We start from the raw sequence: 26,712 nt of genomic DNA on the forward strand, positions 1-26,712 counted from the left end.
ACACTGTCGACCACTACAACTAAGGGACCATAGTGAATGGCCCAGTAGTGGCGTTTAATGTGAACCAAATAATGATAAGCCGCAGAGGGTGACCAACATGGCGAGAGACGGATCTATTTACGGCGCTATGCCGCCATCTACCCTGATCGTCCCGCCGCCTCGCGCGCTGTCGCACTGGTTGACGCCCCTGTTGCAGAGTGCTGCCTTGTTGACGCTGTTCTGGGGGATGGCCCAGGAAGTTGTGCCCCTGACCGTGGGCCTGGTGCTGGCGTTGCTGCTGGTCTGGCTGCCGAGGCTGCGTCGTCGCCCCAAGGTTGAGCCGACCCAGGCGCCAGCAGCGATCGCCATGGGCGATCTGACGCGTGATCTTTCCTATACCACCAGCCATAACGCCTTGTCGGCCGCTGGTGTGGCGTTTTCCGTCAAGCAGTTGGCCGGCAAGTTGCAATCGCAACTCGATGCCGCCGCGCAGATTGTCAGCAGCGCCGAGGTGATGATCGAGACCGAGCAAGCCACCTCCCAACTCAGCCGCCAGGCCCTGGGTGCCGCCAGCGAAGCCCATCGCAGCAGTGCCGAAGGCCGCACGGTGCTCGCCGAGTCGATCAACCGCATGCACCAGCTCAGCCAGCGGGCCAACGACAGCCGGGAGCTGATCGAGGCCCTCAGCCAGCGCAGCGAGGAAATCCAGCGTGTGACCCTGGTGATCCAGTCGATTGCCAGCCAGACCAACCTGCTGGCCCTGAATGCGGCCATTGAAGCGGCTCGCGCCGGCGAGCACGGCCGCGGTTTTGCCGTGGTGGCCGACGAGGTTCGTGGGCTAGCCGGGCGGACGGCCCAGGCGACTGATGAGGTGGGGGTCATGGTTGCCGATATCCAGCAGCGCACGGCTCAGGTGGTGGAGCAGATCCGCCAGTTGTCGAGCGATCTGGGGATCGGCGTGCAGCAGGTCGAGCACACAGGCCAGCACCTGGAAAATATCGCGCGCCTGGCTGCGGGCGTCGAGCAGCAGGTCAGTGAAATCGCCCAGGGCGCGGAGACCAACCGCGTGCAATTGGGCAGCCTGTTCGGGGCGGTGGAGCAGATGCGCAGCGATCTGGCGGTCAGTGACCAGCAGACCCGGCGTCTGGCCGAGGCGGCCGTGCAGATGGAGGGGCAGGCCGAAACCATCAGCGAACGCTTGGCCGAAGTGGGTCTGGACGACTATCACCAGCGTGTCTATGACCTGGCCCGTGAAGGGGCGAGCCAGATCGCCGCGCAGTTCGAGCGTGATATCGAACAAAGCCGTATCGGCCTCGATGACTTGTTCGACCGGCATTACCAGGCGATCCCCAATACCTCGCCGGCCAAGTTTCAGACCCGTTTTGACCGTTACACCGACCAGGTGCTGCCGGCGATCCAGGAACCTTTGCTCAGCCGCCATGAAGGCCTGGTCTTTGCCATTGCCTGCACCCCGCAAGGCTATGTACCGACGCACAACAAAGTGTTTTCCCAACCGCTGACTGGCGATGCCCAGGTCGATACCGTGAACAACCGCACCAAGCGCAAGTTCGATGACCGCACCGGCATTCGTTGCGGCAGTCACGAACAGGCAGTGCTGCTGCAGACCTACACCCGTGATACCGGGGAGTTGATGCACGACCTGTCCGTACCGATCATGGTGCAGGGGCGGCATTGGGGTGGCTTGCGCCTGGGTTATAGACCCGAAGAGGCGCCGAAGGGGTCGCGGCGCTAGCATTGGGCGATCGGTTCGCGCCGATTGTTGCAGCAGGTGTAAGACAGCGCCTTGGCAAGCGGGGTGTTTCCCCGCTTCATGGCGTTCTATCCTGTTACATCACGCGTTGTCGCTTGGGCTATTGCGGCCCGATCAGCCGGGGTGAGTGCTTTAGGCGTTCAGCGCGCCGCCATCGACGGCGGCCTTCAGGGCCAGTGCAGCGTCCCGGGCGGCGCGAGCCGCGGTGTCGGAGGTCTTGAACCAGCGGTCCTTTTCGACCTGGTGATAGGTAATGGCGTTTCTGGCCGTTTTACTGCGCATCACAATCACCGCCTGGAATTCGCCATCGATCTCCCTGGCTTCTCCGTGGATGAAAAATTCGCCGATATCAAATTCCGTCACGTCTTGCATTCCCTGAAGGTAAGGCTGGGCTGGAGGCCTTGCCCTTGGGCGGCCTCCCTGTTGTGGCGCCAGTATGGCAGTAGTTGGCAACTGCCGAGCTAGTCAAATGGTGTCAGGTCGATGGATTGACCACGCATTATGCTCGGTAGGCCGTGCAGAACCGGTTTTTTTGCTGAAAAGCCCGGTCAATCCGAGGTTTTGTTGATTTTTTAAGGGTTTTCCCCCTTCATTTGAATAGCTCCAGAGGCGATGACTGCTCTAGAATCTCCCCTGACCGGGTCGACGGCTCTCCAGCAGGCCGGGATTTATTCACGTGACCGTGTCGTTAGGTTTTTTTTACAGACCCCAGCTGTTGCCTGGCAAATGGCGCGGGGTCGTGATTGTTGCCGTTTCTCTCAGCTTTCTAGGCATTGATGAAGCGGTTGCACGTTCGTTCTCTTCTACTATTTGTGGCGTGATCCTCCGCCAACCGCGAACGCGATGCGTTCGGCCGGTTGCATGGCGGTAAATCCGTGGGTGTTTTCTGCAGGCGGGTGTGCTCGCGTGGAGTCAGTAGTGTAATTCGAGGGTTTTTCGTTGGCAGTCAGTAATCTGGATATGCATGCACTGTTCGTACTTGGCGATTTACGCGCCAAGTTGGTCAAGCAGTTTCAAGGGCGTTTCGTCTATATCACCGAGCAAACGGCCGAAGGCATCTACATTGCCGAAATAGATACCCAGGAAGCCCTGGTGGTCGATGACAAGCAGCGCCTGGAGCTCAAGGTCGGCGATCATTTCCGCGCCGCGGTCCTGCCCAGCCGTGAAGGCGGCAAGCTGGAATTGAAGTTTCGCGAAATCAAGCTGACCGTTTATGGCCTGGGCGACTATGCCTTTGTCGAGTCGGCCGAAGGCAGTGGCATCTTGCTCAAGGAAGGCCAGACGGTGGTCATGGTCTTCGCCGCCCATGAGCAATTGCAAGGCGCGCTGAGCAAGACCCTGAAGGACGTCAGCAAGAAGGCGGCGAAGTGGCGCAAGGGCGAGCTGACCTTCAAGGCCAGTGAGTGACGGGGGTTACCCGTCAGGCCTTTCACGCCGAGCATCGAGAGCAGGCGCAGGCCGAGGCCGCGCGCCTGTTCGCCGCCCGGACCGAGCGCCAGGGAGCCTGGCTGAACTGGGTCGCTGGGGAGCTCTATAGCCTGCGCCCGGCCGAGTACGCCGCCATGGTCAGGCGCGAGCTGGCGCAATTGCAGGACCATGCGCCGCTCTAGCGTCTTGCCGGCAAAGCCTTTGGCCCTGCCATCAGCCCATCGGCGTGCACAACTCGATCAGCGTGCCGTCCGGGCTGCGCACATAGGAGACCGTCTGGCCCCAAGGCTTGGTGGTCGGTGCTGTCAGCTCCAGTGCCCCGGCGGCCAGGGCGCGGGCATGGGCTGCGATGACGTCGTCGGTGACCAGGCCGATCTCCATCCCCAATGGACGCGGCGACGTATGCGCGGCGATATGGCCGCCGCTGAAATTCATCTCACCCAACTCGTGGGCCGCAAAGGACAGCGTGGTTTCACCACTTTGCAGTTCGCCATACGTGCCGGACTCATGCAGGAAGCGTCGGGCGAAGCCGAAGGCCTGTTCAAAAAAGTCCAGTGACGACGCTACATCGGGTACGTAGACGATGGTGTAGCCGAATTTCATGCAAGCAATCCTTGGCAGGTGGGGGAGAAATAACGGCGTTATCCTCGCCGATTCACTGCGTCAAGACCAGCCACAGCGTTTGCCGATGCGTCTCGCCGTGGCTTGATCGTGCCTGTGCCGGGCACTTTTTTGCGCTTTGCCGCTCTATGCATGGCCAGGGTTCCACGACACTCCGCGGGCCCGTTGTGTTGAAGGCGGTCGCCAATGGATCAGGCTTTACCCTTAGCGTTTGCGCATTCCTTTCGAAAAAAGCTGCTCCCAGGATGCCTGGCCCTGCTCTGTGCCACTGGTTGCAGCCAGCAGCAGGGGCGTGATATCGCGGCCCAGTTCAGCCAGGGCAAGCCTGACGAGTTTTTCCAGACCAGCGTGGACCGCATGGCCACCTTGGCCATGAAGGACAACCTCCAGGGCCTCTACCTGTTGATGAACAAGCTCTATCTGCGCAACCCCGCGCAGTGGCGCCAATCCGGCTACCCGGACGCGACCACGGCCGCTCGGGAAGTGCGCAATGCCATCGAGCAGCGCCGTGCGCTGCCGGCCCTGGGTGAGCGCCGTGACCTGGAGGCGTTGAGTTACGCCCTGAGCCCGCAATTCCAGGGCGACCGGGTCGGGGCGTTTATCTACGCGATTGGCAGCATGCTGATTACCGCCCATGGCGGACGGCAGGCGTTTTACATGACCGACACTATCGACCCGCGATTTGTCAGCAACGCCGCGCGTAATATCGAAAAGGCCACCTGGATGCTCAGCCAGCGCCAGGATGCCAATGGCGTGCTGTTGCTGTTTTCCAATGAAATCTCCGAGGCCGGCAGCAACCTGAGCTTCGCCGTGGAGTTCGGCAAGATCGTCGCGCGCCTGGACCTGCTCACCCAGATGCTCGATGAACGCTACCGACGTGTCGGGCTCAATTACGCCCAGAGCCTGTTGTTGATGAATTTCCTGCCGGTGCAATGATCCGGCTAAAGGCCAGCATTGAAGACGGCTGAGGGGTAGAATCGCCACCCGAACAGGTTCTTGAGGTCGCAGTGGTGGATTTACAGCAGGGTTTTGTCCTGACCCGGCATTGGCGCGACACCCCGGCCGGCACCCAGGTCGAATTCTGGCTGGCCACTGACCAGGGCCCGCGGCACCTGCGCTTGCCTTACCAGAGCTCGGTGGCGTTTGTGCCGGCCGAGCAGCGCGAGCGCGCCCAGGCGCTGCTGCACGGCGAGCCTGGGGTCGAGTGGCGGCCGCTGGCACTGCGTGACTTCCACCAGCGCCCGGTCGTGGGCCTGTATTGCCCCCAACACCAGCAACTGATCCACCTCGACAAGACCTTGCGCCGGGCCGGGGTCGATGTCTATGAAGCCGATATCCGCCCCCCCGAGCGCTTTATGATGGAGCGCTTTATCACCGCGCCCGTGAGCTTCACCGGCACCGCCGATGCCTCGGGCCTGCTGCTTGACGCGCAGATGAAACCGGCCCCTGCTTATCGCCCGACACTACGCCTGGCCTCGCTGGACATCGAAACCAATGCCCAGGGCGAGTTGTATTCGATTGCCCTGCAAGGCTGCGGCGAACGCCAGGTGTATATGCTCGGGCGTGCGCCCGGCACTGCTCCGACGCTGGATTTCCAGCTGGAATACTGCGAGAGCCGGGGGCAATTGCTGGAGCGGCTGAACCAATGGCTGGCCTGCCATGATCCCGATGCGATCATTGGCTGGAACCTGGTGCAGTTTGACTTGCGTGTCCTGCATGAACACGCGCGCCGCCTGGGGATTCCCCTGCGCCTGGGACGTGGCGGCGCCGAGATGGAATGGCGCGAGCATGGCGCACGCAAGCAGCATTATTTCGCCAGTGCCGCCGGGCGCCTGTTGATCGACGGGATCGAGGCGCTGCGTTCGGCGACCTGGAGTTTCCCCTCGTTCAGTCTCGAGTCGGTGGCGCAAAGTCTGCTGGGCGAAGGCAAGGCCATCGACAATCCCTACGACCGCATGGATGCTATCGACCGGATGTTCGCGCAGGACAAACCGGCGCTGGCCACCTACAACCTCAGGGATTGCGAACTGGTGACGCGGATTTTCGCCAAGACCGATTTGCTGACCTTTCTGCTGGAGCGCGCGACGGTTACCGGCCTGCCGGCCGATCGGAGTGGGGGCTCGGTGGCGGCCTTCACCCATTTGTATATGCCGCTGATGCATCGCCAGGGCTTTGTCGCGCCCAACCTCGGCGAGCTGGCACCCCAGGCCAGCCCAGGCGGTTTTGTCATGGAATCGCGGCCGGGGCTGTACGAGTCAGTCCTGGTGCTGGACTACAAGAGTCTCTACCCCTCGATTATCCGCAGCTTTCTGATTGACCCGGTGGGGTTGGTGGAAGGGTTGTCCCAGCCTAGCGACGCGTTGTCGGTGCCGGGGTTTCGCGGTGCGCGCTTTTCGCGTACACGCCATTGCCTGCCAGCCATTGTCGAGAGTGTCTGGCAAGGGCGTGAGACGGCCAAGCGCGAACACAACGCGCCGTTGTCCCAGGCACTGAAAATCATCATGAATGCCTTCTATGGCGTGCTCGGTTCCAGTGGCTGCCGGTTTTTCGATACGCGCCTGGCCTCGTCCATCACCCTGCGCGGGCACGAGATCATGCGCCGTACGCGCGAGTTGATCGAGGCGGCGGGCTATAAGGTGATCTACGGCGATACCGATTCGACCTTCGTCTGGCTGGGACGGCCCCATGGCCAGGAGGAGGCGGCGCTTATCGGTCAGGCGCTGGTGATGCAGGTCAATCAGTGGTGGCAGGCCCATCTGCGCGATGAGTACGGGCTGGAGAGTGCGCTGGAGCTGCAGTTCGAGACGCATTTTCGGCGTTTTCTGATGCCGACCATTCGTGGTGCGGAGGAGGGCAGCAAGAAGCGTTATGCCGGCCTGGTCGTGCACTCCGATGGCCGCGAGGAAATGGTCTACAAGGGCCTGGAGACGGTGCGTACCGACTGGTCGCCACTGGCCCGCCAGTTCCAGCAGGAGCTCTATGAGCGGATCTTCCAGCGCCAGCCGTATCAAGACTATGTACGTGATTATGTGCAACGGACCCTAGCGGGCGAGTTCGACGAGCGTCTAGTGTACCGCAAGCGCCTGCGCCGCCAGTTGGGCGACTATGAACGCAATGTCCCGCCCCATGTGCGTGCGGCCCGCCTGGCCGATGAGTACAACGACCGCCAGGGGCGCCCGCGCCAGTATCACAATGGTGGCTGGATCAGCTACGTGATCACCCTGGCCGGCCCCGAACCGCTGGAGGTGCGCACGGCACCCATCGACTACGAGCATTACCTGAGCCGCCAGCTGCAACCGGTGGCCGACGCAATTCTGCCGTTTGTGCAGGATGACTTCGCCACCCTGGTCGGCGGTCAGCTCGGGTTGTTCTGAGCCGGCACGTTACTCGCCGCGAATGTACTGCTCCAACTGGCGGATCAGGTCGGCCTGCTCGGCAATGGCTTCCTTGACCAGGTCACCAATCGACAGCAGGCCCAGTAACTGGCCGTCCTCGACCACGGGCAGGTGGCGCAGGTGGCTGTCGGTCATGATGCCCATGCAGGCCTCGACGCTTTGCTGGGAGCTCACCGTGATCACCGGCGCGCTCATGATCGCGCTGACCGGCGTGCCCACCGAAGAGCGGCCCTTGAGCACCATCTTGCGCGCGTAGTCGCGTTCACTGACGACGCCGACCACCCGACCGTTCTCGACCACCGGCAGGGCGCCGATATTTTTCTCGGCCATCAGGCGCAGGGCATCGAGCACCATGCTGTCGGGCGAAATGGTATGGACTTGCTGGTGTTGCTGAGCCTTGAGCTTGAGCAACTGCGCGACGGTTTTCATAAGTCTCTCCAGTGCGGGTCGTGGGGCCGTGTGCGGCCGGTTACAGCATCATAGCCAGAGTCTGTGGGGAACATGCCGAAAGCGCCACTGCACCACTGGAAAAACGTCAGGGTGCTGACTTCAATCAGCCCAGCAAGTGCCAGACCCGTGCCGCCAGATACAGGCAGAGACCGAAGACGCAGTGATTGAGCAGGCTGCGCAAGCGGGCCTTGGTCGGGCTCGGTGTCTTGCGGGCCGCCAGGCCGGCGCCCATGCCGGGTTGCAGGATCAGGAACGGCGCCAGCAAGGTGGCGATGCCCACCGCCAGCGCCGGCAGCAGCGTTGGCTGGTCGAGCCAGGCAAGGCCGGTGAAGGCCAGCAGCAGTACACCGTAGCCCATGCCGATCAGATAATGGGCAGTCCAGCCGATCAGCCCTTCGCCCGGCACCGGCGGCGTCTTCGCGATGCTCGGGTGGAGCCATTGCCCGCGAGGCAGGTAGGCGAACCAGCGGCCCACCAAGGCCCAGTTGGGCACCTGCATGCCCAGCACCCGTTGCTGGAATAGCGCCCAGAGGTCGCTCAGGGCCGTGGCGCCAAATCCCAGCAGGATGCCGTACAGCGTGAGTTGAAAGAGGGCGGTCATGGGCGGGATTCCGGTTCGATGAGATAGGCAAACCATAGTGGCTATTTTAACAACATTCAATAGATTGATTGAATGATAGATCGGTGTTAGCTTGCCTGGCATGACCGATATCACGCCTGCACACCCGCCTTATGACGAACTCGCCGATCTGGCCCGTACCCTGGGCCATGCCCATCGCCTGCACCTGCTGGAACATATTGCCCGGGCTGAAACCTCGGTAGAGCAGTTGGCCGAACGGGCCGGGTTGTCGGTGGCCAACGCCTCGCAACATCTGCAGCATCTGCGTCGGGCCGGATTTGTCCAGACCCGCCGTGATGGCAAACGTGTGCTCTACCGGCTGGGCGCCGGGCCCGTGCTCGGCGTGTTGGGGGCGCTGCGCGACTATGCGTTGTTCAATCGCCACGCCATGTACACCTTGATCGAGGACAGCCGGGTGCCGCCAGCGGACCTGGAAGCCATCACCCGGGCCGCCTTGCTCGAACGTCTGCACGATGACGCCGTGACCTTGCTCGATGTGCGCTCGCCGGCGGAGTTCGCCCAGGGGCATTTACCGGGGGCGATCAATATCCCGCTAGCCGAACTGGAGCGCCGGCTGGGCGAGTTGCCGGTCGAGCAGGAGATCGTTGCCTATTGCCGGGGCGCTTACTGCGTGCTGTCCCACGAGGCCGCCACCGCCCTACAGGGCCATGGCTTCAAGGTGCGCAGGCTGGTCAGCGGATTCGAGGAGTGGCAGGCGGCTGGCCTGGATATCGAGGGCCGGGCGTCGCGTTGAACGGTTTTGTTCGCTACGGGTATGTCTAAAGGCCACTACGTTTGTGTATCCTCGCGGCTCACCCTCCACTCAAGGATGATCATGCGTACTCTCTTCAAAATCTGGCTGGTGGCGACGGTTGTTTCGCTGACCTTCTACACGCCCATCTATTTCTTTTCCGATAATGCCGTCGATGCCATCGAAGACCTCACCGCCGCCGAGTTGATCCCCTATATTTCCATTCGCGGGGTCGATGTTGAACGGATGGAAAACAACCTGCGTGGCATGGGGGTCGACACCGATCTGTCCCTGGACGATGCGCTGGACGCCAATCCCAGGGTGCTCGACTACAGCATCGGTTATGCCGAAGGCAACGAATTCAAGCAGCTCAGCCTGTCTACCGGCCTGAGTTTTGTGGTGGCCCGCGCCGAGTTGGAAAACGACCTGGCGGTGGAGGTAGTCTTCGGGGTGTTGAACAAGCATTTCCTGCGCAATACCACCCAGGTCGAGGGCCTGTATCAACTGCGGGTAACCGATGGCCAGAAGACCCTGGCCATCGAAGCGCAGAACGATCTGCAAAACCACCTCTACGGTTTGTTCCTCAAGGATGAAAAACAGGCCGGACTATCGCTGGTGCCGTTGGAGCAGCGCTTTACCGCGCTGCGTGAGCGCGAGCTCAAGGCCCAGCCTGAACCCACTGCGGCGCCGGTCCAGGCCGCGCCCAGCGAACCCCGGGAAATCGACAGCGTGACCGTGGCGGGCAATCCGTCGCCCAGCCAGATCGTGATCTTCCAGTTCGATGGCAAGCCGGCCTATTGCGCGGATGAAGGTGAAGATGGCGCCAACTGCCGGGGCGACGCCAGCGTCTTTATCGGCATGGGGACGCACAAGGACTACATGGACCCCGACAGCCCGCTGTGCATCGCCGGAGAAACCGGCTGCGTATTGCCGCAGTTTTTCCCGGCGGACATCAAGGGCTAAACCGCGGCAAGCGGTTAGTGACAAGCTAAAGGTTTTACGCTTGTCGCTAACTGTTTAAAGCGGCTTTTTCACATACAGGTTGCAGAAGTAGTCGGCCGTTTCTTCGGCCGTCAGGCCTTTGTCCGGTCGGATCCACAGGTAGCTGTAGTGGTGCAGGGCCAGGAGGCTTTTCACCGCCAGGAATCCGGCATCGCTGAAAACCCCTTGCTCGACGCCCTGTTCGAGTATCCGCGCCCAGATCCTTTCATACTCACGATGTAGCGCCTGCAGTTCGGCCTTGCGCTCGCCGACTACCGCATGCACCTCGCGAAAACACACGGTCATCTCTGCCAGATGCTCGACCAGGGTGCGCATCACCCGTCGGGAAAACGCCCGTAGCCTGGCTTCGGGCTCCAGTGGCTGTTCGAGCAGCGGCGTGCCTTCGGCGATCAGGATGCGCAGATAGCGGCTGGTGATCTCGAAGAGCAATTCTTCCTTGCTGATGATGTGGTAGTACAAGGCCCCACGGCCCAGGCCGGTGGCTTTTTCCAAATCGGCGAGGCCGGTGGCATGGAAGCCTTGCGTGGCGAACAACTGGGCGGCGACCCGCAAGATTCTTTCCCTGGTGGCAGCCCCTTCGCCTTGCCCGGCTTTACGTCCCATGCTGCGCTCCTGTGGGTCTGCGCCAGAGCTTAACGGCTGGCCGGGCTGGCGGCCATGGTCGGGGGTTGAAAGTAGTATTGACCGATCGGTACATAATTTTTATAACGTGCTGATCGTCGCCACTGCCCGTGTACCCGGGCAGCTTTCTGAGAGCCTCGCCATGGCATTGGATACCACCGCTGCAAGCCCGGGCGTCGCACCTCGGGTGTTGATGTTGACTGCCCTGGCCATGTTGGCCTTTGCCGGTAACTCCATTCTCTGCCGACTGGCGCTCAAGACCACCAGCCTGGATGCCGCCAGTTTCACCGCGCTGCGCCTGATCAGCGGCGCCTTGATGTTGTGGCTGCTGGTGGTGTTACGGCACCCGCGCCGCCGGATGGGCGGCAGCTGGCGGGGGGCGGCGGCGCTGTTTGTCTATGCCTTCGCGTTCTCCCTGGCGTACCGGGCTATCGATGCCGGGACCGGCGCGCTGCTGCTGTTTGGCGCGGTGCAAGTCAGCATGCTGTTGTATGGTTTTTTGCGTGCGGAGCGCCTGGGCCTGGTTGCCGGGGCCGGGCTGGCCGTGGCGTTGGCCGGATTGCTGGCGATGCTGTTGCCGGGTGCCACAGCGCCGGCCTGGATGCCCGCGAGCTTGATGTTGGCGTCAGGTGTGGCCTGGGGTGTTTACAGCCTGCTGGGGCGTGGTGGGGCCGATCCGCTGGCGGCGACGGCGGGGAATTTCATGCGGGCCATCCCCCTGGTGATCCTGGCGTGTCTGCCGTATGCGCCAAGCCTGCACTGGGATGGACGAGGGGCGGGGTATGCGCTGGTGTCCGGGGCGCTGGCCTCGGGCGTGGGGTACGCGATCTGGTACAGCGCGGTGCGCCAATTGCCGGCGCTCAAGGCGGCGACGGTGCAGCTCAGCGTGCCGATTCTGGCGACCCTGGCGGGCATCGTGCTCCTCGATGAACCGCTGACCTGGCGCCTGGCGCTGTGTTCGGTGGCGGTGTTGGGAGGCGTGGGCCTGGTGCTGGCAAGCAAGCAGCGCGTCGCCCGGCAATAGGCCCGCAGCCGCTGCCGATTGGTTGCGATAGCGCTGCAGGCTCTCGGTCGTTCAGCGCCCCGGCCTGCTCGATTGCCGCCAGGTGGCAGCGGCTACGAGCAGGCCTTGGGCTTCAACGACTACAGCGCGTCAGGCAATCCGCCCGCCCAGCACCGACGCTACCCAATCGGCGATGTAATGCCCGGCGTTGATGCTGTTGTCGAAGCTCGAATGCTGCACGCCACCCTCACGCTCGGTGAAGATTTTCAATTCGCGCCGGGGGCTATTGACCAGCTGCTCATAGGTGCGGTGCGCCCATTTCAACGGGATCTGTGAGTCTTTTTCGCCATGGGTCACCAGGAACGGCACCTTGATCCGGTCCAGCACGCCGTCCAGGTGGACGTTCTCGGCGATGCGCATAAAGTCATCGATGTCCTTCGCGCCCCATACCCAACTGACGTGGGACCAGTAGTGCGGTACCGGGAAGCTGCCTTCCTTTTCCAGGCGGCGCTTTTGTACATCGCGCCAGTCATGGTTGGCGCCCCAGACCACGCCGCAGGCAAAGCGCGGCTCGAATGCCACCGCTCGCGGGCAGTAGTAGCCACCCAGGGACACGCCTTCCAAGCCGATGCGCTGTGCATCGATCTCGGCGCGGTCCTGCAGCCAGTCGACCACGCGGCTTGCCCAGTGCTCGCTGTCGTAGCGGGCGATCAGGTCGTGCAGGCGCAACGCTTCGCCGGTGCCCGGTTGATCGATGACCAGCGATGACACACCGCGCTTGGCCAGCCACATCGGCAGGCCGACGCGGTATTTCATTTCCTTGGTCGAATCCAGGCCATTGACCTGGACCAGGATCGGCGCCGGGCCATCGACCCCTTCGGCACGGATATAAAGCCCGGCGAGCACCTTGCCCTCATAAGGAATTTCCACCCGTTCGCAATTTTCCCCGGATAGCGCGATGCCCCGGGCGAACACCTCGAGAAAACGCTGGTAGAGCGCTTGGCGCCCCGGCGCGCCGTGGGCCTGCAGACGCTCGCAGGTCAGGTAATAGGTGGCGGCACGGTTGTATTTTTCCCCGGCCGAGAGCAGTCGCCCATGGGCCTCGTCTTCTTCGGCCAGGCCGCAGAGCTTGTCGGCCATGTTTGCCCAGGTTTCGCGAAAAGCCAGGCTGCCCGCTGCGTCGGGTTGCTTGGCGGCTTCCTGCAACGGGGCGCACATCTCTTCGATCTCGCCCATCTTGGCGCCCATCTCGATCGCGAGATCCACGGACAGGTTCCAGACATAGTTAGTGGGGAAGTAGCGGAACATAGTGGTTCTTATCCTTGTTCGGGTGCAGAAGGTCAGTGTCCCGGGCATGCCCTGGACAGGCTGGGGGCACAGTAGGCGAGGGCGTCGGCGGTTCGCCAATCGCAACTGGGGATGCCAGGTATCGCCAAACACGATGGCCGCGCCCAGTCATGGCCCGGCGCGATACCTGCCAGTGCCAGGGACGATTGGTCAGGCGCTTTCGCGCGCCCGTAAAGTGCGGCCACAGCGACGGGATAAGGAGCGAAAGGATGGGATGGCTGGCGCGGGTGCTGGGCAATCGGTCGGTGGGGAGCAAGTTGTCCCTGGGCTTTGGGCTGGTGTTGGTGTTCACCCTGGGCGTGGCCATTACGGCTTTCTATGCGCTGGGCGTGTTGCAACAACGCAGCGAGCGCCTGCGTGACGAAGCCGCCAGCCAGGCGCTGGTGCTTCAGGCACGCATGGCCGAAAAAGCCTTTGCCCAGAGCTTTGCCCCTGAACAGGCCGAGCAGGTGCGCGCCGCCATTGGCCAGCTCGAAGCGCAGTTGTTGCGCTCCGGCGCGGTCGCTACACGCAGTGCGGCCAACGCCTATCTGCAGCAGTTCGAGCGCTATGCCCAGGCGCTGCAGGAGGTGCGTAGCGCACGGGTGTATATGCAGACGCTGGCCAGTACCGCCGGCGAGCGTTTCAACCTGCTGTTTCTCGACCAGCTCGATGGGCTCAATGGGCAGCTGGAACAGGTCCGCGCGCCCAGTGCCGACGACCTGGTGCTGCTCGAACAGGCCGCCGCGCTCAGCGATAAACTGGCGCGCTTGCGCGACAGCGAACAGGCCTATGCCCTGGACGGCGCAGAGCGCGCACGCAATGACTGGGAGATGCGCAGCAGCGACCTGCACTCGGCCATGCAGACCCTGGCGCAGAACCTGGGCGAGCCGGGGCGTACGGCTATCGGCGCCGCGCAGGCGGCGCTGGCCGATTACCGCAAGGCCTTTGAGGGCTTTGTCGCCGGTCACCAGCGCGCCAGCCTGGCCAGTATTGCCATGACCCAGCAAAGCGAAGCCATCAGCCAGCGACTGGCCGAGACCCATCGTGAACAGACCGAAGCGATGCGCGCGGACGGGCGTCACGCCTACCGACAACTGGGCTTGATCACCTTGCTCGCACTGGGCCTGGGACTGTCGGCGAGCCTGCTGATCCGCCACTCCATCGTGCCGCCCCTGCGCGAGGTGGTGCGGCGGGTGCAGCGGGTGGCGGCCGGAGATTTAAGCGATGGCGCCCGATTCCCGGCCCGGCGTGATGAACTCGGCCAGCTACTGGACACGGTCGAAGGCATGTTGGTCGGCCTGCGTGGCCTGGTGGGCGGGATTGGCCACGGTGTTGGACGGCTGAACGAGAGCGCCGGCAGCCTGGCCGAGAGCATTCGTCGCAATAGCCTGGGCGTGGAGAGCCAGCGCGAGCAGACCGAGCAGGCGGCCACGGCCATGGAACAGATGAGCGCGAGTGCCGATGAGGTGGCGCGCAACGCCCACGCTGCCAGCCAGGCTGTGATCGAGGCCGATAGCCAGGCCCGCGAAGGCGACGCGTTGGTGCGCCAGGCCGGTGGCCGGATCGACCGCCTGGCGCGGGAAATGGCCGGTTGCACCGATGCCATGCAGGCCATGCTCAGCGAAAGCGCGGCGATTGGCGGTGTGCTCGATGTGATCAAGGCTGTGGCCGAGCAAACCAACCTGCTGGCCTTGAATGCGGCCATCGAGGCGGCGCGGGCTGGCGAGCAGGGCCGCGGCTTTGCCGTGGTGGCCGATGAAGTCCGCGGGCTGGCGCGCCGTACCCAGCGCTCGACGGCCGAAATCGAAGGCCTGATCGAGCGCCTGCGCCAGGTCGTGCAGACCGCCAGTGCGCGCTTGCAGGGCAGCCAGGTCTTGACCGAAGAAAGCGTGGTGCTGGCCACCCGGGCCTCGGCGGCCCTGGGCCAGATCACGGCGGCGGTGTCGAGCCTGGAGCAGATGAATCAGCAGATGGCCAGCGCCGCCCAGCAGCAGAGTGCGGTGGCCGGCGAGGTCAGCCAGAACATGCGCCGGGTCCGTGAAATCGCTGCCGACGGTTCCCTGGAGAGTCGGCGCCTGCGAGCCTCGACGCAGACCCTGCAAGGCGTGGGCGAGGAGCTCAGTGCTGCCGTCGGGCATTTTCGGACCTGAAGCGGAGGCCAGGCTATGCGTTATCGCCGTCTTGATCTGAACCTGCTGGTCGCCCTCGAAGCGCTGCTGAGCGACTGCAACGTCAGCCGTGCGGCCGAGCGCCTGCACCTTGGCCAGTCGGCCACCAGTGCGGCATTGGGGCGCTTGCGCGAACATTTCGACGATCCACTGCTGGTCGCGGTCGGCCGCCAGTTCCAGCCCACGGCCCTCGGCCAGGCGCTACTGCCCAAGGTGCGCGCTGCGCTGGCCCTGACTCGCGAGATTGTCGACGCCCCGGTGCGTTTCGACCCTGCGTCGTGCCAGCGGCGTTTCACCTTGGTGGCCTCGGATTACATTGCGGCGGTGCTGATGCCGGCGCTCAGCCGTGCGTTGGCAAGCCAGGCCCCCGGCGTCAGCCTGAGCCTGCGCGACCTACCGTTGCCGCGCGATGCGGATGTGGTCAGCGAAGCGCTGGAATACCGGCGCAGCGATTGCGTGATTGTGCCCCAGCGTCGGCTCAACCCGGTGTATCCCCAAGTGCCGCTGCTGAGCGACGAACTGAGCTGCATCGTCTGCCTCGATCAGCCACGCTATGCCCAGGGCCTGAGCCTGGCTGACTACTGCCAGGGCGAGCATGTGGTGCGCGAATTCAGTGATGGCCGCAACTTGGCGATGGATGCCGCGCACCTGCACGAACTGGGCATCGAGCGGCGGGTTGGGGTTAGCCTGGAGAGCTTTGCGCTGATCCCGTCATTCATTGTCGGTACCGCACGGATCGCCACGGTGTTTCGCCGCCAGGCCGAGCAGTTCGCCTGTGCCTATCGGCTGCGCATCCTGCCGGCGCCGCTGGCGTTTCCGCTGGCGCCCCAGGTCCTGCAATGGCACCCGTACCAGGACCTTGATCCGGCCCTGGTCTGGTTTCGCGCGCTGTTGCAGGAGCAGGCGGCAGCGCTGGGTCAGAGCGACGGCTGAGGGTCGCCGGTATCGGCGAGCAGGCCGCAGTCGGCGATGGCCAGCAGGGCGCAGCGTTCGTCGTTATCCGAGGTGTCGCCACTGATGCCGATGGCCCCCAGCAGTACGCCCAGCTCATTGCGCAGCAGCACGCCACCGGCCACCGGGATCACTTCGCCGGCGGTCAGGCTGTTGATGGCCGCAAAAAAGCCCGGCATCGCCTGGCTGCGGCGGGCCAGTTCGCGGCCGCCCAGGCCCATGCCCAGGCAGCCACGGGCCTTGCCGGTGGCGATCTGCGGACGCAGGAAGCTGGCCTGGGGATCGCGCAGGACCGCCAACGGGTGGCCGGCGGTATCGAGTACGGCAGCGGCCAACGGGCGCATGCCCAGTTGGCGTGCGTGGTCGATGGCGCCGCGTGCGAGGCGGCACGCCAGGTCCAATTCAAGGGTGTGCAGAGTCATGGTCACAGGCTCCATTTGCCAAGTTCGGCGACGCGGTCGCGGGTATAGAGATCGGTCCATTTCAGGCTGTTGAAGTCCGAAACCTGCTTGGGGTTGTAGCGGCTGCGTGTAAGGTCAACGGGTTGCCCGCCCTTGTACACCGCCATGAATTTGCTGCGGTCCTGGAGCAGGCGGATGTCGTCCAGCGGTGAGCCATCGAGCACCAGGAAGTCGGCCTGTTTGCCAGCCTCCAAGGTGCCTAGGGTTTCGCCCCGCGGCATACAGCGCGCCCCGACGGCCGTGGCGGCAAGCAGGGCTTCGGCGGGGGTAAAGCCGAGGTGCTTGACCAACAGTTCGGGCTCGCGGGCATGCCATTCGCCATAGGGGGTCACGGCAAAGCCGCTGTCGCTGCCGCAGGCAAACGGAATCCCGGCGGCCTTGGCGCGCTTGAGCACCGGCGTGCCCAGTTCCAGGGTCCTGGCGCAATAGCCGGCATAGCCGGTGGCGATGGCCGGGTCGTGGGGCTGGCAGAAGTCCACCGTGTTCTGCGGGAACGTCATGGTCGGCGCCAGGATACTGCCGGCCTCCAGCAGCGCCTCGATGCAGTCGTCGTCCATGTAGAAGGCATGGAACACCAGGTCGACACCGGCCCGTGCCGCATACATCACGGCTTCGCGGCCGTAGGCGTGGGTCGCGACCTTGCAGCCCAGGCGGTGGGCTTCCTCGACCATCTCGCGGGTTTCATCGGCGGTGAAGGCGGCGATGATTTCGCCATTGGGCCGGCGATGGGTGCCGTCCATGGCGATCTTGATCAGGTCGACGCCGTCCTTGGCCTGGGTGCGGATTTCCGCCAGGGCTTCGCTGCGGCTGGTGACCAGGCGTGCAGTGAAATACTCCGGGGTGCCGACCCGGCTCGGAAACCAGTCGTTGAGGCTCTGGCGATTGGTGATCACTCGACTGCTGGCGGCCACGCGCGGGCCGTCGAACATGCCGGCGGCAATGGCGTTGCGCACCGAAATGCTGAGCTGGCCGCTGTCGCCGGGGCAGACCATGCTGGTCACGCCGGCGGCCAGTACATGGCGGGCGAAGAACATGCCGCGCAGGGCGCGAAATTCATCGCTGGTCCACAGGTCGATGTCCTCTTCGCTCTGGGCGTTGCCGAAGGCCAGATGGGTATGCACATCCACCAGGCCAGGCATGACGAACGCGTCGCCGCTGTCCAGGACTCGCTCGCCGGGCTGCGGGGCGGGCGCCTGGGCCCGGGGACCGACATAGCGCAACACGCCGTCGTCGATCACCAGGGTCTGCTGCTGGCGGGTGTCGAGGCCAGTGCCGTCGAACAGGGTCTGGCAGTGCAGGTGCAGGGTTTGCATGGGCGTAGGTTCTCCTGGGTAAAAAAACGTTCCCGGGAGGCTAGGGGGCAGGCGATGGCGCGGACCAACAGATTGCGTCGATGGCCAGGTATCGATGCCTTCGATACTTGGTTCGGCGCCCGTCCTGGTGGGCTCGGCGGGTGCGCGCGGTGTGGCCCGGCAGGCATCGCGATGGGCGATGCGAGGTATCGCCAGAGACGATTTTTGCCAACCGGTGGATTTGCCTAGGGTGCCTGGCCGCCAGTCTGGCGGCCTACTGAACAGGAGCGAGCCATGAACCCCCTATCCATCGAAGCACAGTTGCTGGGCCTGGAGCAGGAGCGCGTGCGCGCCCTGGTCGAGGAGGACCACGGGCGGGTCGCGCAGTTGTTTGCCGATGACCTGGTCTATGTCCACACCACCGGCCTGGTACAGGACAAGGCGGCGTACCTGGAGTACGCCCGCGAGGCGGTGCGTTACCTGGCCATCGAACGGGGCGAGTTGCAGGTGCGCCTGTATGGCAACGACCTGGCACTGATGACCGGCCCGCAGTGCAACACCCTGCGCAAGCGTGACGGCGAGCAGGCCGTGCGCGCCGAAGGCTTTGCCACCCAGGTCTGGGTGCGTGGCGCGCAGGGCTGGCAGATCGTCTCGTTCCACGGCACCCGTAGCGTCGCCTAGGGACGAGCGCCAGGCACCGCTTAGGCGGCCTGGCGATCCAGGCCGCGGGTAAATTCGCTGATGCGCTCGCGCAGCCAGCCATGCATCGGGTCGCCATCCATGCTGCGGTGCCAGAGCATATGTTCGCGCATCACCGGAATCTGCACCGGCGGCGCTAGCAGCCGCAGGGGCAGGTGCTCGGCATACAGCTCGGCCAGGCGCCGGTGCATGGTGGCGACGCGGCGGGTGCCGACGATCAATTGGGGCAGGGTGTTGAAGTCATTGGTGATGACTTCCAGGCGACGGTTGAAGCCGTACTGGTTCATGAACCAGTCCTCGATGCTCAGGTGCCGGTTGCGCCCGAAGCCCACCGAGATATGGCCCATTTCCATGTACTGCTCCAGGGTCAGGCTGTTGCCGACCAGGGGGTTGTCCTTCCAGACCACGCAGACATGTTCTTCCTCGAACAGCAACTGCGCCGGGTGTCCGTCGATGATGTAGCGCTCGGGCACGATCATCAGGTCGACCTCGCCGCGCACCAGCAACTCACTGGCATTGTCCCCCGGGCCGAGCATCTCGAACGTAATGAACGGCGCGTGCTCGTGGATCTGTTGGATCACCCGGGCAAACAGCACGCTGATCAGGTAGTCGGAGGTGATCAGGCGGAAATGCCGCTTGCTGGTGGCCGGGTCGAACACCGGCTTGGCGGTGATCGAGGACTGGATGGTCAGCAGCACTTCGCGCACCGGTCCGGCGAGTTCCAGGGCATAGGGCGTGGGCTGCATCTTGCGCCCGACCTGCACCAGCAGTTCGTCTTCGAAATAGGTGCGCAGGCGCCCCAGCACGCCGCTGGTGGCGGACTGGGTCATGTGCAGGCGTTCGGCGGTGCGGGTGATGTTCTGTTCTTCGAGCAGCACATCGAGCGCGACCAATAGGTTCAGGTCGAGATGGTTGAAACGCATGGCAGTGTCATCGGCTGTTGTATTTTTTGTATCGATACCATCCGGCCTAGCCATCATTCCGTCAAGCCCATCGGCCATCACGACCCGCCCCGGGCCAGCCATCGCCGTACAACCCGGCCACTCCGCATGGGTATCGCGTTTGCCGATACGTCGCATCCCTACATGCGATTGGTCAGCCTGGACCGGTCTGGGCAATCTCTGCAGCCAGCCGGGGCCGGTCAACGACCACCGGCACCACCACCGGCTCGCCGGGCCCTGCGCCGCGCGATCCGTATCATAATTTCAATGGAGTGGTATGCCATGAACATCATTGGCCTTGACGCCCTGGTATTTGGCGTCGATGACATCCAGGCCTGCAGCGACTGCCTGCGCGACTACGGCCTGACCCCGGTCGGCGTGGATGCCCAGGGAGGGCGCTTTGAGGCCCTCGACGGCACGGCCATCGTGATTCGCGACGGTAATGACCCGAGCCTGCCGCCAGCCATCGGCCCGACGCCGTCGTTGCGCGAAACCGTGTACGGGGTGGCCAGTGCCGCCGACCTCGACGCCATCGGCCGGGAACTGTCCCGTGATCGCGACGTGCGGGTCGACGCGGCCGGCGTTCTGCACAGCGTCGATGACAGTGGCTTTGCCATTGCCTTCCAGCTCACTGTGCGCCGTGCCTTCAACGCTCCGGCCGACCTGACCAACGCTCCCGGCAGCGAGCCGCAGCGCCCGCTCAACCAGCCGGGCATCAGCCTGGATATGCCGGCGGTGCCGCGCACGCTGTCCCATGTGGTGTACTTCGTGCCCGATGCGGCCAAGGCCGAAGCGTTCTATGCCCAGCGCCTGGGCTTTCGTACCACTGACCGTTTTGTCGGTGTCGGGCCCTTTATGCGCCCCGCCGGGATGGACGACCACCACAGCCTTTTCATGATCCAGACCCCGCCCCATATGCAGGGCTGCGAACACTTCACCTTCCATATGGGCAGCGGCACCGAAGTGCTGCTGGCCGGCCGGCGCTTCGAGCAGGGCGGCTGGACCAGCTTCTGGGGCCCGGGTCGTCATCTGTTCGGTTCCAACTGGTTCTGGTACTTCAACAGCCCGCTGGGCTGCCATATCGAATACGACGCCGATATGGACAAGAACGATGACCACTGGGCGGCCCGCGAGGCGCCGATGTCAGCCGATAACTCGCAGCTGTTCCTGTTCACTTCGCGGGACAAGTGGGCCCCCGGTGGCCCGCCGCCCAAGCAGGGTTGAGGGGCGCTCGCGGTGGTCGCGCTCAGGCTGTGTCGACTCGATGCGCTGCTGGAGGGGCGGGCCCTGGGGTTCGATCCGCTGCACGAGGGCCGTGACAGCGTCTTTGCCCTGCGCCATCGGCAAACGGTGCGGGTGTACCGCAACAGCTGCCCCCATCTGGCCGTGCCGCTGGAGTATCGCAAGGACCGTTTTCTGAGCGCCGATGGCCAGCGAATCATCTGCTATGCCCATGGCGCGCAGTTCCTGCCGGACTCCGGCGAGTGCGTCCACGGCCCGTGCCGGGGGCAGTCGCTGACGGCACTGGCCTGGGTGGAAGAGGACGGTTGGCTGCTGTTGCCCAAGGCGCAATTGGCGCTGTGGCAAGCGTGAACGAGGTATTGCGTTTGGCGATAGGTCGCATCCGGTCATGCGATTAGTCAAATCCATCATTTGTCGGGAAGCTGTTGGCAAGCGCTAAGCCTGCAAGCTTGCGAACGCCTCTCGCACATAACAACAACAAGTGAGGAAGGACATGAATTCAGTCAGCAAGGTATTGATCGTCGGCGGTGGCATCGGCGGGCTGTGCGCCGCGATTGCCCTGCGTCGCAAGGGCCTGGAGGTCGACCTGGTCGAGCTCAAGTCCGAGTGGACGGTCTACGGCGTCGGCATCATCCAGCAGAGCAACGTGGTGCGTGAAATGGCCCGCCTCGGCCTGCTGGACGACTACCTGGAGGCGGCCTATGCCTTCGAGGACGTCGGTATCTACGACCGCAACGGCAACCCCCTGGCCCGGATTCCCGGCCAACGTCTGGCCGGCCCCGAGTACCCGGCCAATGTCGGTATCTCGCGCCTGGCGCTGCACAAGGTCCTCAGTGAATCGGCCATCGCCCTGGGCTCGGTGGTGCGCCTGGGCCTGTCGGTGGAGCAATTGGACCAGGACGCCGATGGCGTCGACGTGGTGTTTACCGATGGCCGCCGCGAGCGCTATGACCTGGTGGTCGGTGCCGATGGCTTGTACTCCAAGGTCCGTGGCCTGTTGTTTGGCGACCGTTACCAGCCGCGCTTCACCGGCCAGGCGGTGTGGCGCTACAACTTTGCCCGCGCCCCGCAGATCGACCACCTGGCTAGCTTCCAGGGCGCCGACGGCAATGCCGGCCTGTGCCCGTTGGCCGATGACCTGATGTACATGTTCCTCACCTCCTACGAGCCAGGCAATCCGTGGATGGACGCCAACACCCTGGCCGAGCAGATGCGTGCACGCCTGGCCGGTTTCGGCGGGCTGATCGGCGAGCTGCGCGAGCAGATCCAGGACAGCGCCCAGGTGGTCTACAAGCCGATGGAAGTGCTGTTTGTCGACGAGCCCTGGTACTGCGGTCGTGTCCTGCTGATCGGGGACGCGGCCCATGCCACCACCCCGCACCTGGGCCAGGGCGCCGGCATGGCCATCGAGGATGCCGTGGTGCTGGGCGAAGAGCTGACCTCGGGCGTGAGCCTGGAGCAACAGTTGCAGCGCTTTATGGCGCGTCGCTACGAGCGCTGCAAATTCATTAGCGAGAGTTCAGTGCTGGCCGGTGATCGGGAGATTGCCAAGGACCACGATTTTGACCGAATCGCCCTCGTGCGCAAGATGCTCGCCGTCACCGCCGAGCCGATCTGAACCCTGCGCTGTTCCTTGCGAGCACGGTTCGATAGCAGCGCTTTGCGCGCTGTGCGACACGCTTGCGCCGCCCCGAGTGCCTTGGGGACGGCGTAACGAAACTGACAACAAGAACAACAGAGAGGTTTCTCCATGGCACGTATCGACTCTGCCGCCTTGCGCGGCGGACGCCCTCCCTTTGCCCTCGGTTTAATGGCCGCGATGCTCGGCATGCTGGGCTCCACAGCCCAGGCGTTCGAGTTCGACTCCGGCAACCCTGACCTGCGCCTGCGTTGGGACAACACCCTCAAATACAGCGCCGGCTGGCGTGTCCACGGCCAGGACGACAAGCTGACCGAAGGCCAGACCGCGCTGAACCAGGACGATGGTGACCGCAATTTCGACAAGGGGCTGATTTCCAATCGCCTCGATCTGTTCTCGGAGTTCGACCTGAGCTATCAGAACGTCGGCGCCCGCATCAGTGGTGCCGCCTGGTACGACGATGTCTACAACAAACGCAATGACAATGACTCGGCGGGGCGGGTCAACAGCTACTCGGTCGACGCCGACCACTTCACCGACGACACCCGCACACTGCACGGGCGCAAGGGCGAGCTGATGGATGCCTTTGTCTACGGCCGTGGCGAAATTGGCGACCACGCCATTTCCGGGCGCGTGGGCCGCTATGCCATGCAGTGGGGCGAAAGCCTGTTTTACGGGATGAACGGCATCGCCGGCGGGATGGCCCCGATTGATGTGGTCAAGGGGCTCTCCGTGCCCAATACCCAGTTCAAGGAGCTGATTCGTCCGGTCCAGCAAATTTCCGGGCAGGTGCAACTGACCGACGATATTTCGTTCGGTGCCTACTACCAGTTCGAGTGGGAAGCCAACCGCCTGCCGGCGGCCGGCAGCTACTTCTCCAGCTCCGACACGTTTGGCGATGGCAACGAGCGGATGTTTATCGGTGCGCCGCTGTTCCCGGGTGCGCAGCCGCTGGCGTTCTACCACGGCAAGGACAAGGACGCGAAAGACTCGGGGCAGGGCGGTGTGCAACTGCGCATCCGTGGCAATACCGTGGACTGGGGCCTGTATGCGATCCGCTTCCACGACAAGTCGCCGCAGCTCAATGTGCGCCCTGACTTTGCCCATCTGGACCCGCTCTCGGGCAAGGCCGGCGAGTACTACTGGCTGTATCCCGAAGGCATCGAAGCGGTGGGTGGTAGCTTCTCCACCACCGTGGGCAACTACAACCTGGCCGGTGAAGTGTCGACCCGCTGGCATCAGCCACTGGCTTCCACCAGCCAGCATGCGTTGGCGGTCGGCGAGGCGCTAAACAACGCCGATGACCCGCTCTACGCCACCGGCCACACTCTGCACGCCAACTTCTCGTGGCTGGCCAGCCTCGAGCCCTCGGTGGTCGCCCAGGAAGCCAGCTTCCTTGGCGAGATTGCCTGGAACCGTACGCTCAGCGTGACCCGCAACCCGGACGCCGTCGACCCCAATGCCGACCGCGATGCCTGGAGCCTGCGGATGGTCTACGAACCGATGTACCGCCAGGCGTTCTCCGGCCTCGACCTGAGCATTCCCATGGGCGCGAGCTACACCCACGGGGCCTCTTCGGCACTGGGCACCGGTTTTGGCGCCAATCGTGGCGGTGATCTGAACATCGGCATCAAGGGCAACTACCTCAATGCCTGGAACCTGGGCCTGACGTACACCCACTACTACGGCCCGACCAATACCTTCCTCGATCAAAACAACAACTACACCTTCGAACAGGCGCTTAAAGACCGGGATTTCGTCGCGTTCTCCGTCAGCCGAACTTTCTGAGCCAGAGGATCACACTATGTCTATGCGTACACCCATGGCCGCCATGCTGACCGCGCTGGCCGCTTCGCTGTTGATCGCCCAGGGTGCCTGGGCTGCCGTGTCGGCCGACGAGGCCGCCAAGCTCAAGACCACCCTCACGCCCCTGGGCGCCGAGCGTGCCGGTAACAGCGCCGGCACCATCCCGGCCTGGGATGGCGGCTACACCCGGGTCGACCCGGGCTACACCCCGGGCGGCAAGCGCGGCGATCCGTTCGCCAGTGAAAAGCCGCTCTACACCATCACCGCGCAGAACATGGCGCAGTACGCCGACCAGCTGTCCGAGGGCGTCAAGGCGATGCTCAAGAAGTACCCGGACACTTACCGCCTGGACGTCTACCCGACCCACCGCACCGCTGCCGCGCCGCAAGCGGTGTACGACAGCACCCTGAAAAACGCCACCGAGGGCAAGCTGGTCGACAGCGCCAGCGGCCCGCAACCGCAGAACGCGGCCGGGGGGATTCCCTTCCCGATTCCCCAGAGCGGCGCCGAGGCCATCTGGAACCACCTGACCCGCTGGCGCGCAGCATCCTGGCAGGCCAATTTCAGCCAGTACCTGGTCACCGCCGACGGCAAGCCGGTGCTGACCAACGACTCCCGCGCCGATTACCAGATGCCCTGGTACCTACCGGGTGGCACCAGCAAGGACGGGGTGTTCTGGATGATCCGCATGGTCAACGACGGCCCCCCGCTGCGCGCCGGCGAGGCCATTACCGGGCGGGAAAACATCGATGCCGACAAGGCCGCGGTCTGGACCTACCTGCCGGGACAGCGGCGGGTCCGGCGTCTGCCCAATGGCTGCTGCGACACCCCGACACCGGCCACGGCCGGGGTGATGAGCTTTGACGAACTCTATGTGTTCAACGGTCGCATCGACCGTTTCGACTGGAAGCTGGTGGGCAAGAAGGAGCTGTACATCCCCTACAACTCCAACAAGGTCTTTACCGCCGCATCGGCCACCGATCTGCTCGGCAAGCACCACCTCAATCCCGAGTCGATCCGCTGGGAGTTGCACCGGGTCTGGGTGGTCGAGGCGAACCTGACCGCCGGCAAGCGCCATGTGCTGCCAAAAAGCACCTACTACCTGGACGAGGACACCTGGGCCGCGGTACTTGGCGAACGCTATGACGCCCAGGGCCAACTGGCCAAGGTGCTCTGGACCACGCCCGTGGTGCTGCCCGACCTGCCGGGTGTGGTGACCGTGACCAACGGCTTCTACGACCTGATCTCCGGTTCCTGGTTTACCGGCGATATCTTCGCCGGCAAAAACGACCAGTACCGCGTGATGCCGGCCTACAAGGACTCGGTCTTCACCGGTGACGCCATGGCGGCCGAGGGCGTGCGCTAGAGCCCACCGCCAACTGCGCCCGTGGGTACGGGCGCTTCCAATCGAGGAGAGGCGTGATGGCCCGTCGTTTCAACCCCAAGACCCGATTTGCAAGCGGGCTGTTGTTTACCTTGCTGTTGCCTGTTTTTACCGCCGACGCGACGTCGGCGACCGATGTACTGGCGCAACCGAGCGCCATGACCCGCCAGGCCAGTCACGCGGTGTTGCTGGCCGTGACCCGTGCCGGCGACCGGCTGGTGGCGGTGGGCGAGCGGGGCGTGTTGCTGCTGTCCGATGACAACGGAGGCCAGTGGCGCCAGGTCCAGGTGCCGGTCAGCGTGACCCTGACCGCCGTGCAGTTTGTCGATGCGCGTCAAGGCTGGGCTATCGGCCACTCCGGGGTGGTCCTGCACTCCACCGATGGCGGTGAAAGCTGGACGCTGCAACTCGATGGCCGCCAGGCCGCCGCCCTGGAGTTGGCGGCCGCCCAGGCGGCTCTCGCGGCTTCCACCGAGGGTGCGCAGCGGCGCCTGGCCAGTGCCGAGCGCCTGGTCGCCGATGGCCCGGACAAACCCTGGCTGGCCTTGCAGTTCAGCGATGCACGCCACGGCCTGGTGGTCGGTGCCTATGGCCTGGCACTGGCGACCCGCGATGGCGGGCAGACGTGGCAGTCCTGGATGGGCCGCATTCCCAATGCCCAGGGTCTGCACCTGTATGCCGTGGGCCAGGCTGGCGCGACGTTCTACCTGGCGGGTGAGCAGGGCCTGCTGCTGCGTTCGCGCGATGGCGGCGAGTCGTTCGAGACCTTGGCGAGCCCCTATGAAGGCAGCTACTTCAGTCTCGCACTCGAGGCCGACGGTGCGCTGTTGGTGGGTGGGTTGCGCGGCAAGCTGTTTCGTTCGCGCGACCAGGGCGAGCACTTCGAGGCGCTGGACAATCCGGTGCCGGTTTCCCTGGGGGCCGCCGCCCGTGTCGGCTCGCAGGTGTACTGGCTCAACCAGGCGGGCGGCCTGCTGCGCAGTGAGGAGGGCAGTGCCCGGCTGCAGCCGTTGCCGAGCCCGCCCGGCCCTCCATTAATTGCCGTGGCGCCCGCCGCGGACGGCGCCCTGGTTGGCGTCGGCTTCGCTGGTACCGCGCGCTTGTCCATGCCGGTGGCCAACGCTTTATCCCGCAGTCCTGCGCACGTTGCAGTGGAGTAA

Annotated in this window: 26 protein-coding genes and 1 pseudogene; 18 read left to right on the forward strand and 9 right to left on the reverse strand. The window is 64.2% G+C overall.

Translation table 11 applies throughout. The features are described 5' to 3' along the window. Positions 1–493: 493 nt before the first annotated feature. The gene (locus tag NPS46_RS17875) at positions 494–1,732 is read left to right on the forward strand and encodes a methyl-accepting chemotaxis protein (protein WP_425312757.1); all 1,239 of its coding nucleotides are present in this window, start codon (positions 494–496) and stop codon (positions 1,730–1,732) included. A gap of 150 nt (positions 1,733–1,882) precedes the next feature. Here NPS46_RS17875 and NPS46_RS17880 read toward each other — a convergent pair whose 3' ends face one another. Continuing rightward, a complete protein-coding gene (locus NPS46_RS17880; RefSeq protein ID WP_274109431.1) occupies positions 1,883–2,113 on the reverse strand; it encodes a hypothetical protein in 231 nt (76 codons plus the stop codon). 576 nt (positions 2,114–2,689) lie between these two features. On the opposite strand from NPS46_RS17880, the gene NPS46_RS17885 reads away from it, so the two are divergent. Together NPS46_RS17885 and NPS46_RS17890 are read left to right on the forward strand one after the other, a co-directional pair. Continuing rightward, positions 2,690–3,157 carry a hypothetical protein gene (locus tag NPS46_RS17885; protein ID WP_274109433.1) on the forward strand — a complete coding sequence of 156 codons (468 nt, stop codon included), beginning with the start codon at positions 2,690–2,692 and terminating at the stop codon, positions 3,155–3,157. Then, positions 3,154–3,360 carry a hypothetical protein gene (locus NPS46_RS17890; RefSeq protein WP_274109435.1) on the forward strand — a complete coding sequence of 69 codons (207 nt, stop codon included), beginning with the start codon at positions 3,154–3,156 and terminating at the stop codon, positions 3,358–3,360. The genes NPS46_RS17885 and NPS46_RS17890 overlap by 4 nt, the downstream gene beginning before the upstream one ends. 31 nt (positions 3,361–3,391) lie before the next feature. Here NPS46_RS17890 and NPS46_RS17895 read toward each other — a convergent pair whose 3' ends face one another. Beyond that, positions 3,392–3,781 (reverse strand): VOC family protein, encoded by a 390-nt coding sequence (locus NPS46_RS17895; RefSeq protein WP_274109436.1) that lies wholly within the window; start codon positions 3,779–3,781, stop codon positions 3,392–3,394. 204 nt (positions 3,782–3,985) lie between these two features. On the opposite strand from NPS46_RS17895, the gene NPS46_RS17900 reads away from it, so the two are divergent. Both NPS46_RS17900 and NPS46_RS17905 read left to right on the forward strand, forming a co-directional pair. Next, positions 3,986–4,735, forward strand: coding sequence for a hypothetical protein (locus tag NPS46_RS17900; RefSeq protein WP_274109437.1), 750 nt, complete (start codon positions 3,986–3,988; stop codon positions 4,733–4,735). Positions 4,736–4,809: 74 nt separating this feature from the next. Beyond that, positions 4,810–7,173 carry a DNA polymerase II gene (locus NPS46_RS17905; RefSeq protein ID WP_274109439.1) on the forward strand — a complete coding sequence of 788 codons (2,364 nt, stop codon included), beginning with the start codon at positions 4,810–4,812 and terminating at the stop codon, positions 7,171–7,173. 9 nt (positions 7,174–7,182) lie between these two features. Here the strand turns inward: NPS46_RS17905 and NPS46_RS17910 are convergent, their stop codons facing one another. Both NPS46_RS17910 and NPS46_RS17915 read right to left on the reverse strand, forming a co-directional pair. Then, positions 7,183–7,623, reverse strand: a complete 441-nt coding sequence (locus NPS46_RS17910) for a CBS domain-containing protein (RefSeq protein ID WP_274109441.1) — start codon at positions 7,621–7,623, stop codon at positions 7,183–7,185. A gap of 124 nt (positions 7,624–7,747) precedes the next feature. After that, positions 7,748–8,245, reverse strand: a complete 498-nt coding sequence (locus tag NPS46_RS17915; RefSeq protein WP_274109443.1) for a DUF2938 domain-containing protein — start codon at positions 8,243–8,245, stop codon at positions 7,748–7,750. Positions 8,246–8,345: 100 nt separating this feature from the next. Here NPS46_RS17915 and NPS46_RS17920 point away from each other — a divergent pair, with 100 nt between their 5' ends. Together NPS46_RS17920 and NPS46_RS17925 are read left to right on the forward strand one after the other, a co-directional pair. Then, positions 8,346–9,017, forward strand: a complete 672-nt coding sequence (locus NPS46_RS17920; RefSeq protein ID WP_274109445.1) for an ArsR/SmtB family transcription factor — start codon at positions 8,346–8,348, stop codon at positions 9,015–9,017. A gap of 81 nt (positions 9,018–9,098) precedes the next feature. Continuing rightward, positions 9,099–9,977: a hypothetical protein gene (locus tag NPS46_RS17925; protein ID WP_274109447.1), complete on the forward strand. Its 879-nt coding sequence runs from the start codon at positions 9,099–9,101 to the stop codon at positions 9,975–9,977. A 54-nt stretch (positions 9,978–10,031) separates the two neighbouring features. On the opposite strand, the gene NPS46_RS17930 is transcribed toward NPS46_RS17925, so the two are convergent. Then, complete coding sequence (locus NPS46_RS17930) at positions 10,032–10,619, reverse strand: TetR/AcrR family transcriptional regulator (RefSeq protein ID WP_274109449.1); 588 nt, start codon at positions 10,617–10,619, stop codon at positions 10,032–10,034. Between the two features lie 160 nt (positions 10,620–10,779). On the opposite strand from NPS46_RS17930, the gene NPS46_RS17935 reads away from it, so the two are divergent. Continuing rightward, positions 10,780–11,661 (forward strand): DMT family transporter, encoded by an 882-nt coding sequence (locus NPS46_RS17935; RefSeq protein ID WP_274109451.1) that lies wholly within the window; start codon positions 10,780–10,782, stop codon positions 11,659–11,661. Positions 11,662–11,790: 129 nt separating this feature from the next. Here NPS46_RS17935 and NPS46_RS17940 read toward each other — a convergent pair whose 3' ends face one another. Continuing rightward, the gene (locus NPS46_RS17940) at positions 11,791–12,948 is read right to left on the reverse strand and encodes an alpha/beta hydrolase family protein (protein WP_274109453.1); all 1,158 of its coding nucleotides are present in this window, start codon (positions 12,946–12,948) and stop codon (positions 11,791–11,793) included. Between the two features lie 1,082 nt (positions 12,949–14,030). On the opposite strand from NPS46_RS17940, the pseudogene NPS46_RS25430 reads away from it, so the two are divergent. The 3 genes and pseudogenes from NPS46_RS25430 to NPS46_RS17950 form a co-directional block, all read left to right on the forward strand. Then, a pseudogene (locus NPS46_RS25430) lies at positions 14,031–14,261 on the forward strand (HAMP domain-containing protein); the annotation flags it as partial. Then, the gene (locus NPS46_RS25435; protein ID WP_425312758.1) at positions 14,256–15,119 is read left to right on the forward strand and encodes a methyl-accepting chemotaxis protein; all 864 of its coding nucleotides are present in this window, start codon (positions 14,256–14,258) and stop codon (positions 15,117–15,119) included. The pseudogene NPS46_RS25430 and the gene NPS46_RS25435, both read left to right, overlap by 6 nt. Before the next feature lie 15 nt (positions 15,120–15,134). After that, a complete protein-coding gene (locus NPS46_RS17950) occupies positions 15,135–16,070 on the forward strand; it encodes a LysR family transcriptional regulator (protein WP_274109457.1) in 936 nt (311 codons plus the stop codon). On the opposite strand, the gene NPS46_RS17955 is transcribed toward NPS46_RS17950, so the two are convergent. Next, on the reverse strand, positions 16,055–16,510 hold the full coding sequence (locus tag NPS46_RS17955) for a GlcG/HbpS family heme-binding protein (protein ID WP_425312754.1): 456 nt from the start codon (positions 16,508–16,510) through the stop codon (positions 16,055–16,057). The two genes, NPS46_RS17950 and NPS46_RS17955, sit on opposite strands and share 16 nt — an antisense overlap. Positions 16,511–16,512: 2 nt before the next feature. Beyond that, on the reverse strand, positions 16,513–17,862 hold the full coding sequence (locus NPS46_RS17960; RefSeq protein ID WP_274109460.1) for a metal-dependent hydrolase family protein: 1,350 nt from the start codon (positions 17,860–17,862) through the stop codon (positions 16,513–16,515). Positions 17,863–18,135: 273 nt separating this feature from the next. On the opposite strand from NPS46_RS17960, the gene NPS46_RS17965 reads away from it, so the two are divergent. Then, positions 18,136–18,522, forward strand: a complete 387-nt coding sequence (locus NPS46_RS17965; protein WP_274109461.1) for a nuclear transport factor 2 family protein — start codon at positions 18,136–18,138, stop codon at positions 18,520–18,522. Between the two features lie 20 nt (positions 18,523–18,542). Here NPS46_RS17965 and NPS46_RS17970 read toward each other — a convergent pair whose 3' ends face one another. Next, a complete protein-coding gene (locus NPS46_RS17970; RefSeq protein ID WP_274109463.1) occupies positions 18,543–19,463 on the reverse strand; it encodes a LysR family transcriptional regulator in 921 nt (306 codons plus the stop codon). A 300-nt stretch (positions 19,464–19,763) separates the two neighbouring features. Here NPS46_RS17970 and NPS46_RS17975 point away from each other — a divergent pair, with 300 nt between their 5' ends. From NPS46_RS17975 to NPS46_RS18000, 6 genes are all read left to right on the forward strand, one after another. After that, positions 19,764–20,705 carry a VOC family protein gene (locus NPS46_RS17975; protein ID WP_274109465.1) on the forward strand — a complete coding sequence of 314 codons (942 nt, stop codon included), beginning with the start codon at positions 19,764–19,766 and terminating at the stop codon, positions 20,703–20,705. Between the two features lie 12 nt (positions 20,706–20,717). Next, a complete protein-coding gene (locus NPS46_RS17980) occupies positions 20,718–21,074 on the forward strand; it encodes a Rieske (2Fe-2S) protein (RefSeq protein WP_274109467.1) in 357 nt (118 codons plus the stop codon). Between the two features lie 142 nt (positions 21,075–21,216). Further along, positions 21,217–22,341, forward strand: coding sequence for an FAD-dependent oxidoreductase (locus NPS46_RS17985; RefSeq protein WP_274109469.1), 1,125 nt, complete (start codon positions 21,217–21,219; stop codon positions 22,339–22,341). Positions 22,342–22,533: 192 nt separating this feature from the next. Then, positions 22,534–24,150 carry a DUF1302 domain-containing protein gene (locus tag NPS46_RS17990; protein WP_274109569.1) on the forward strand — a complete coding sequence of 539 codons (1,617 nt, stop codon included), beginning with the start codon at positions 22,534–22,536 and terminating at the stop codon, positions 24,148–24,150. Between the two features lie 22 nt (positions 24,151–24,172). Beyond that, positions 24,173–25,534, forward strand: a complete 1,362-nt coding sequence (locus NPS46_RS17995) for a DUF1329 domain-containing protein (RefSeq protein ID WP_425312759.1) — start codon at positions 24,173–24,175, stop codon at positions 25,532–25,534. 56 nt (positions 25,535–25,590) lie between these two features. Next, complete coding sequence (locus tag NPS46_RS18000; RefSeq protein ID WP_274109473.1) at positions 25,591–26,712, forward strand: WD40/YVTN/BNR-like repeat-containing protein; 1,122 nt, start codon at positions 25,591–25,593, stop codon at positions 26,710–26,712.

Source organism: Pseudomonas putida (assembly GCF_028682395.1).
GTDB lineage: Bacteria > Pseudomonadota > Gammaproteobacteria > Pseudomonadales > Pseudomonadaceae > Aquipseudomonas > Aquipseudomonas putida_AB.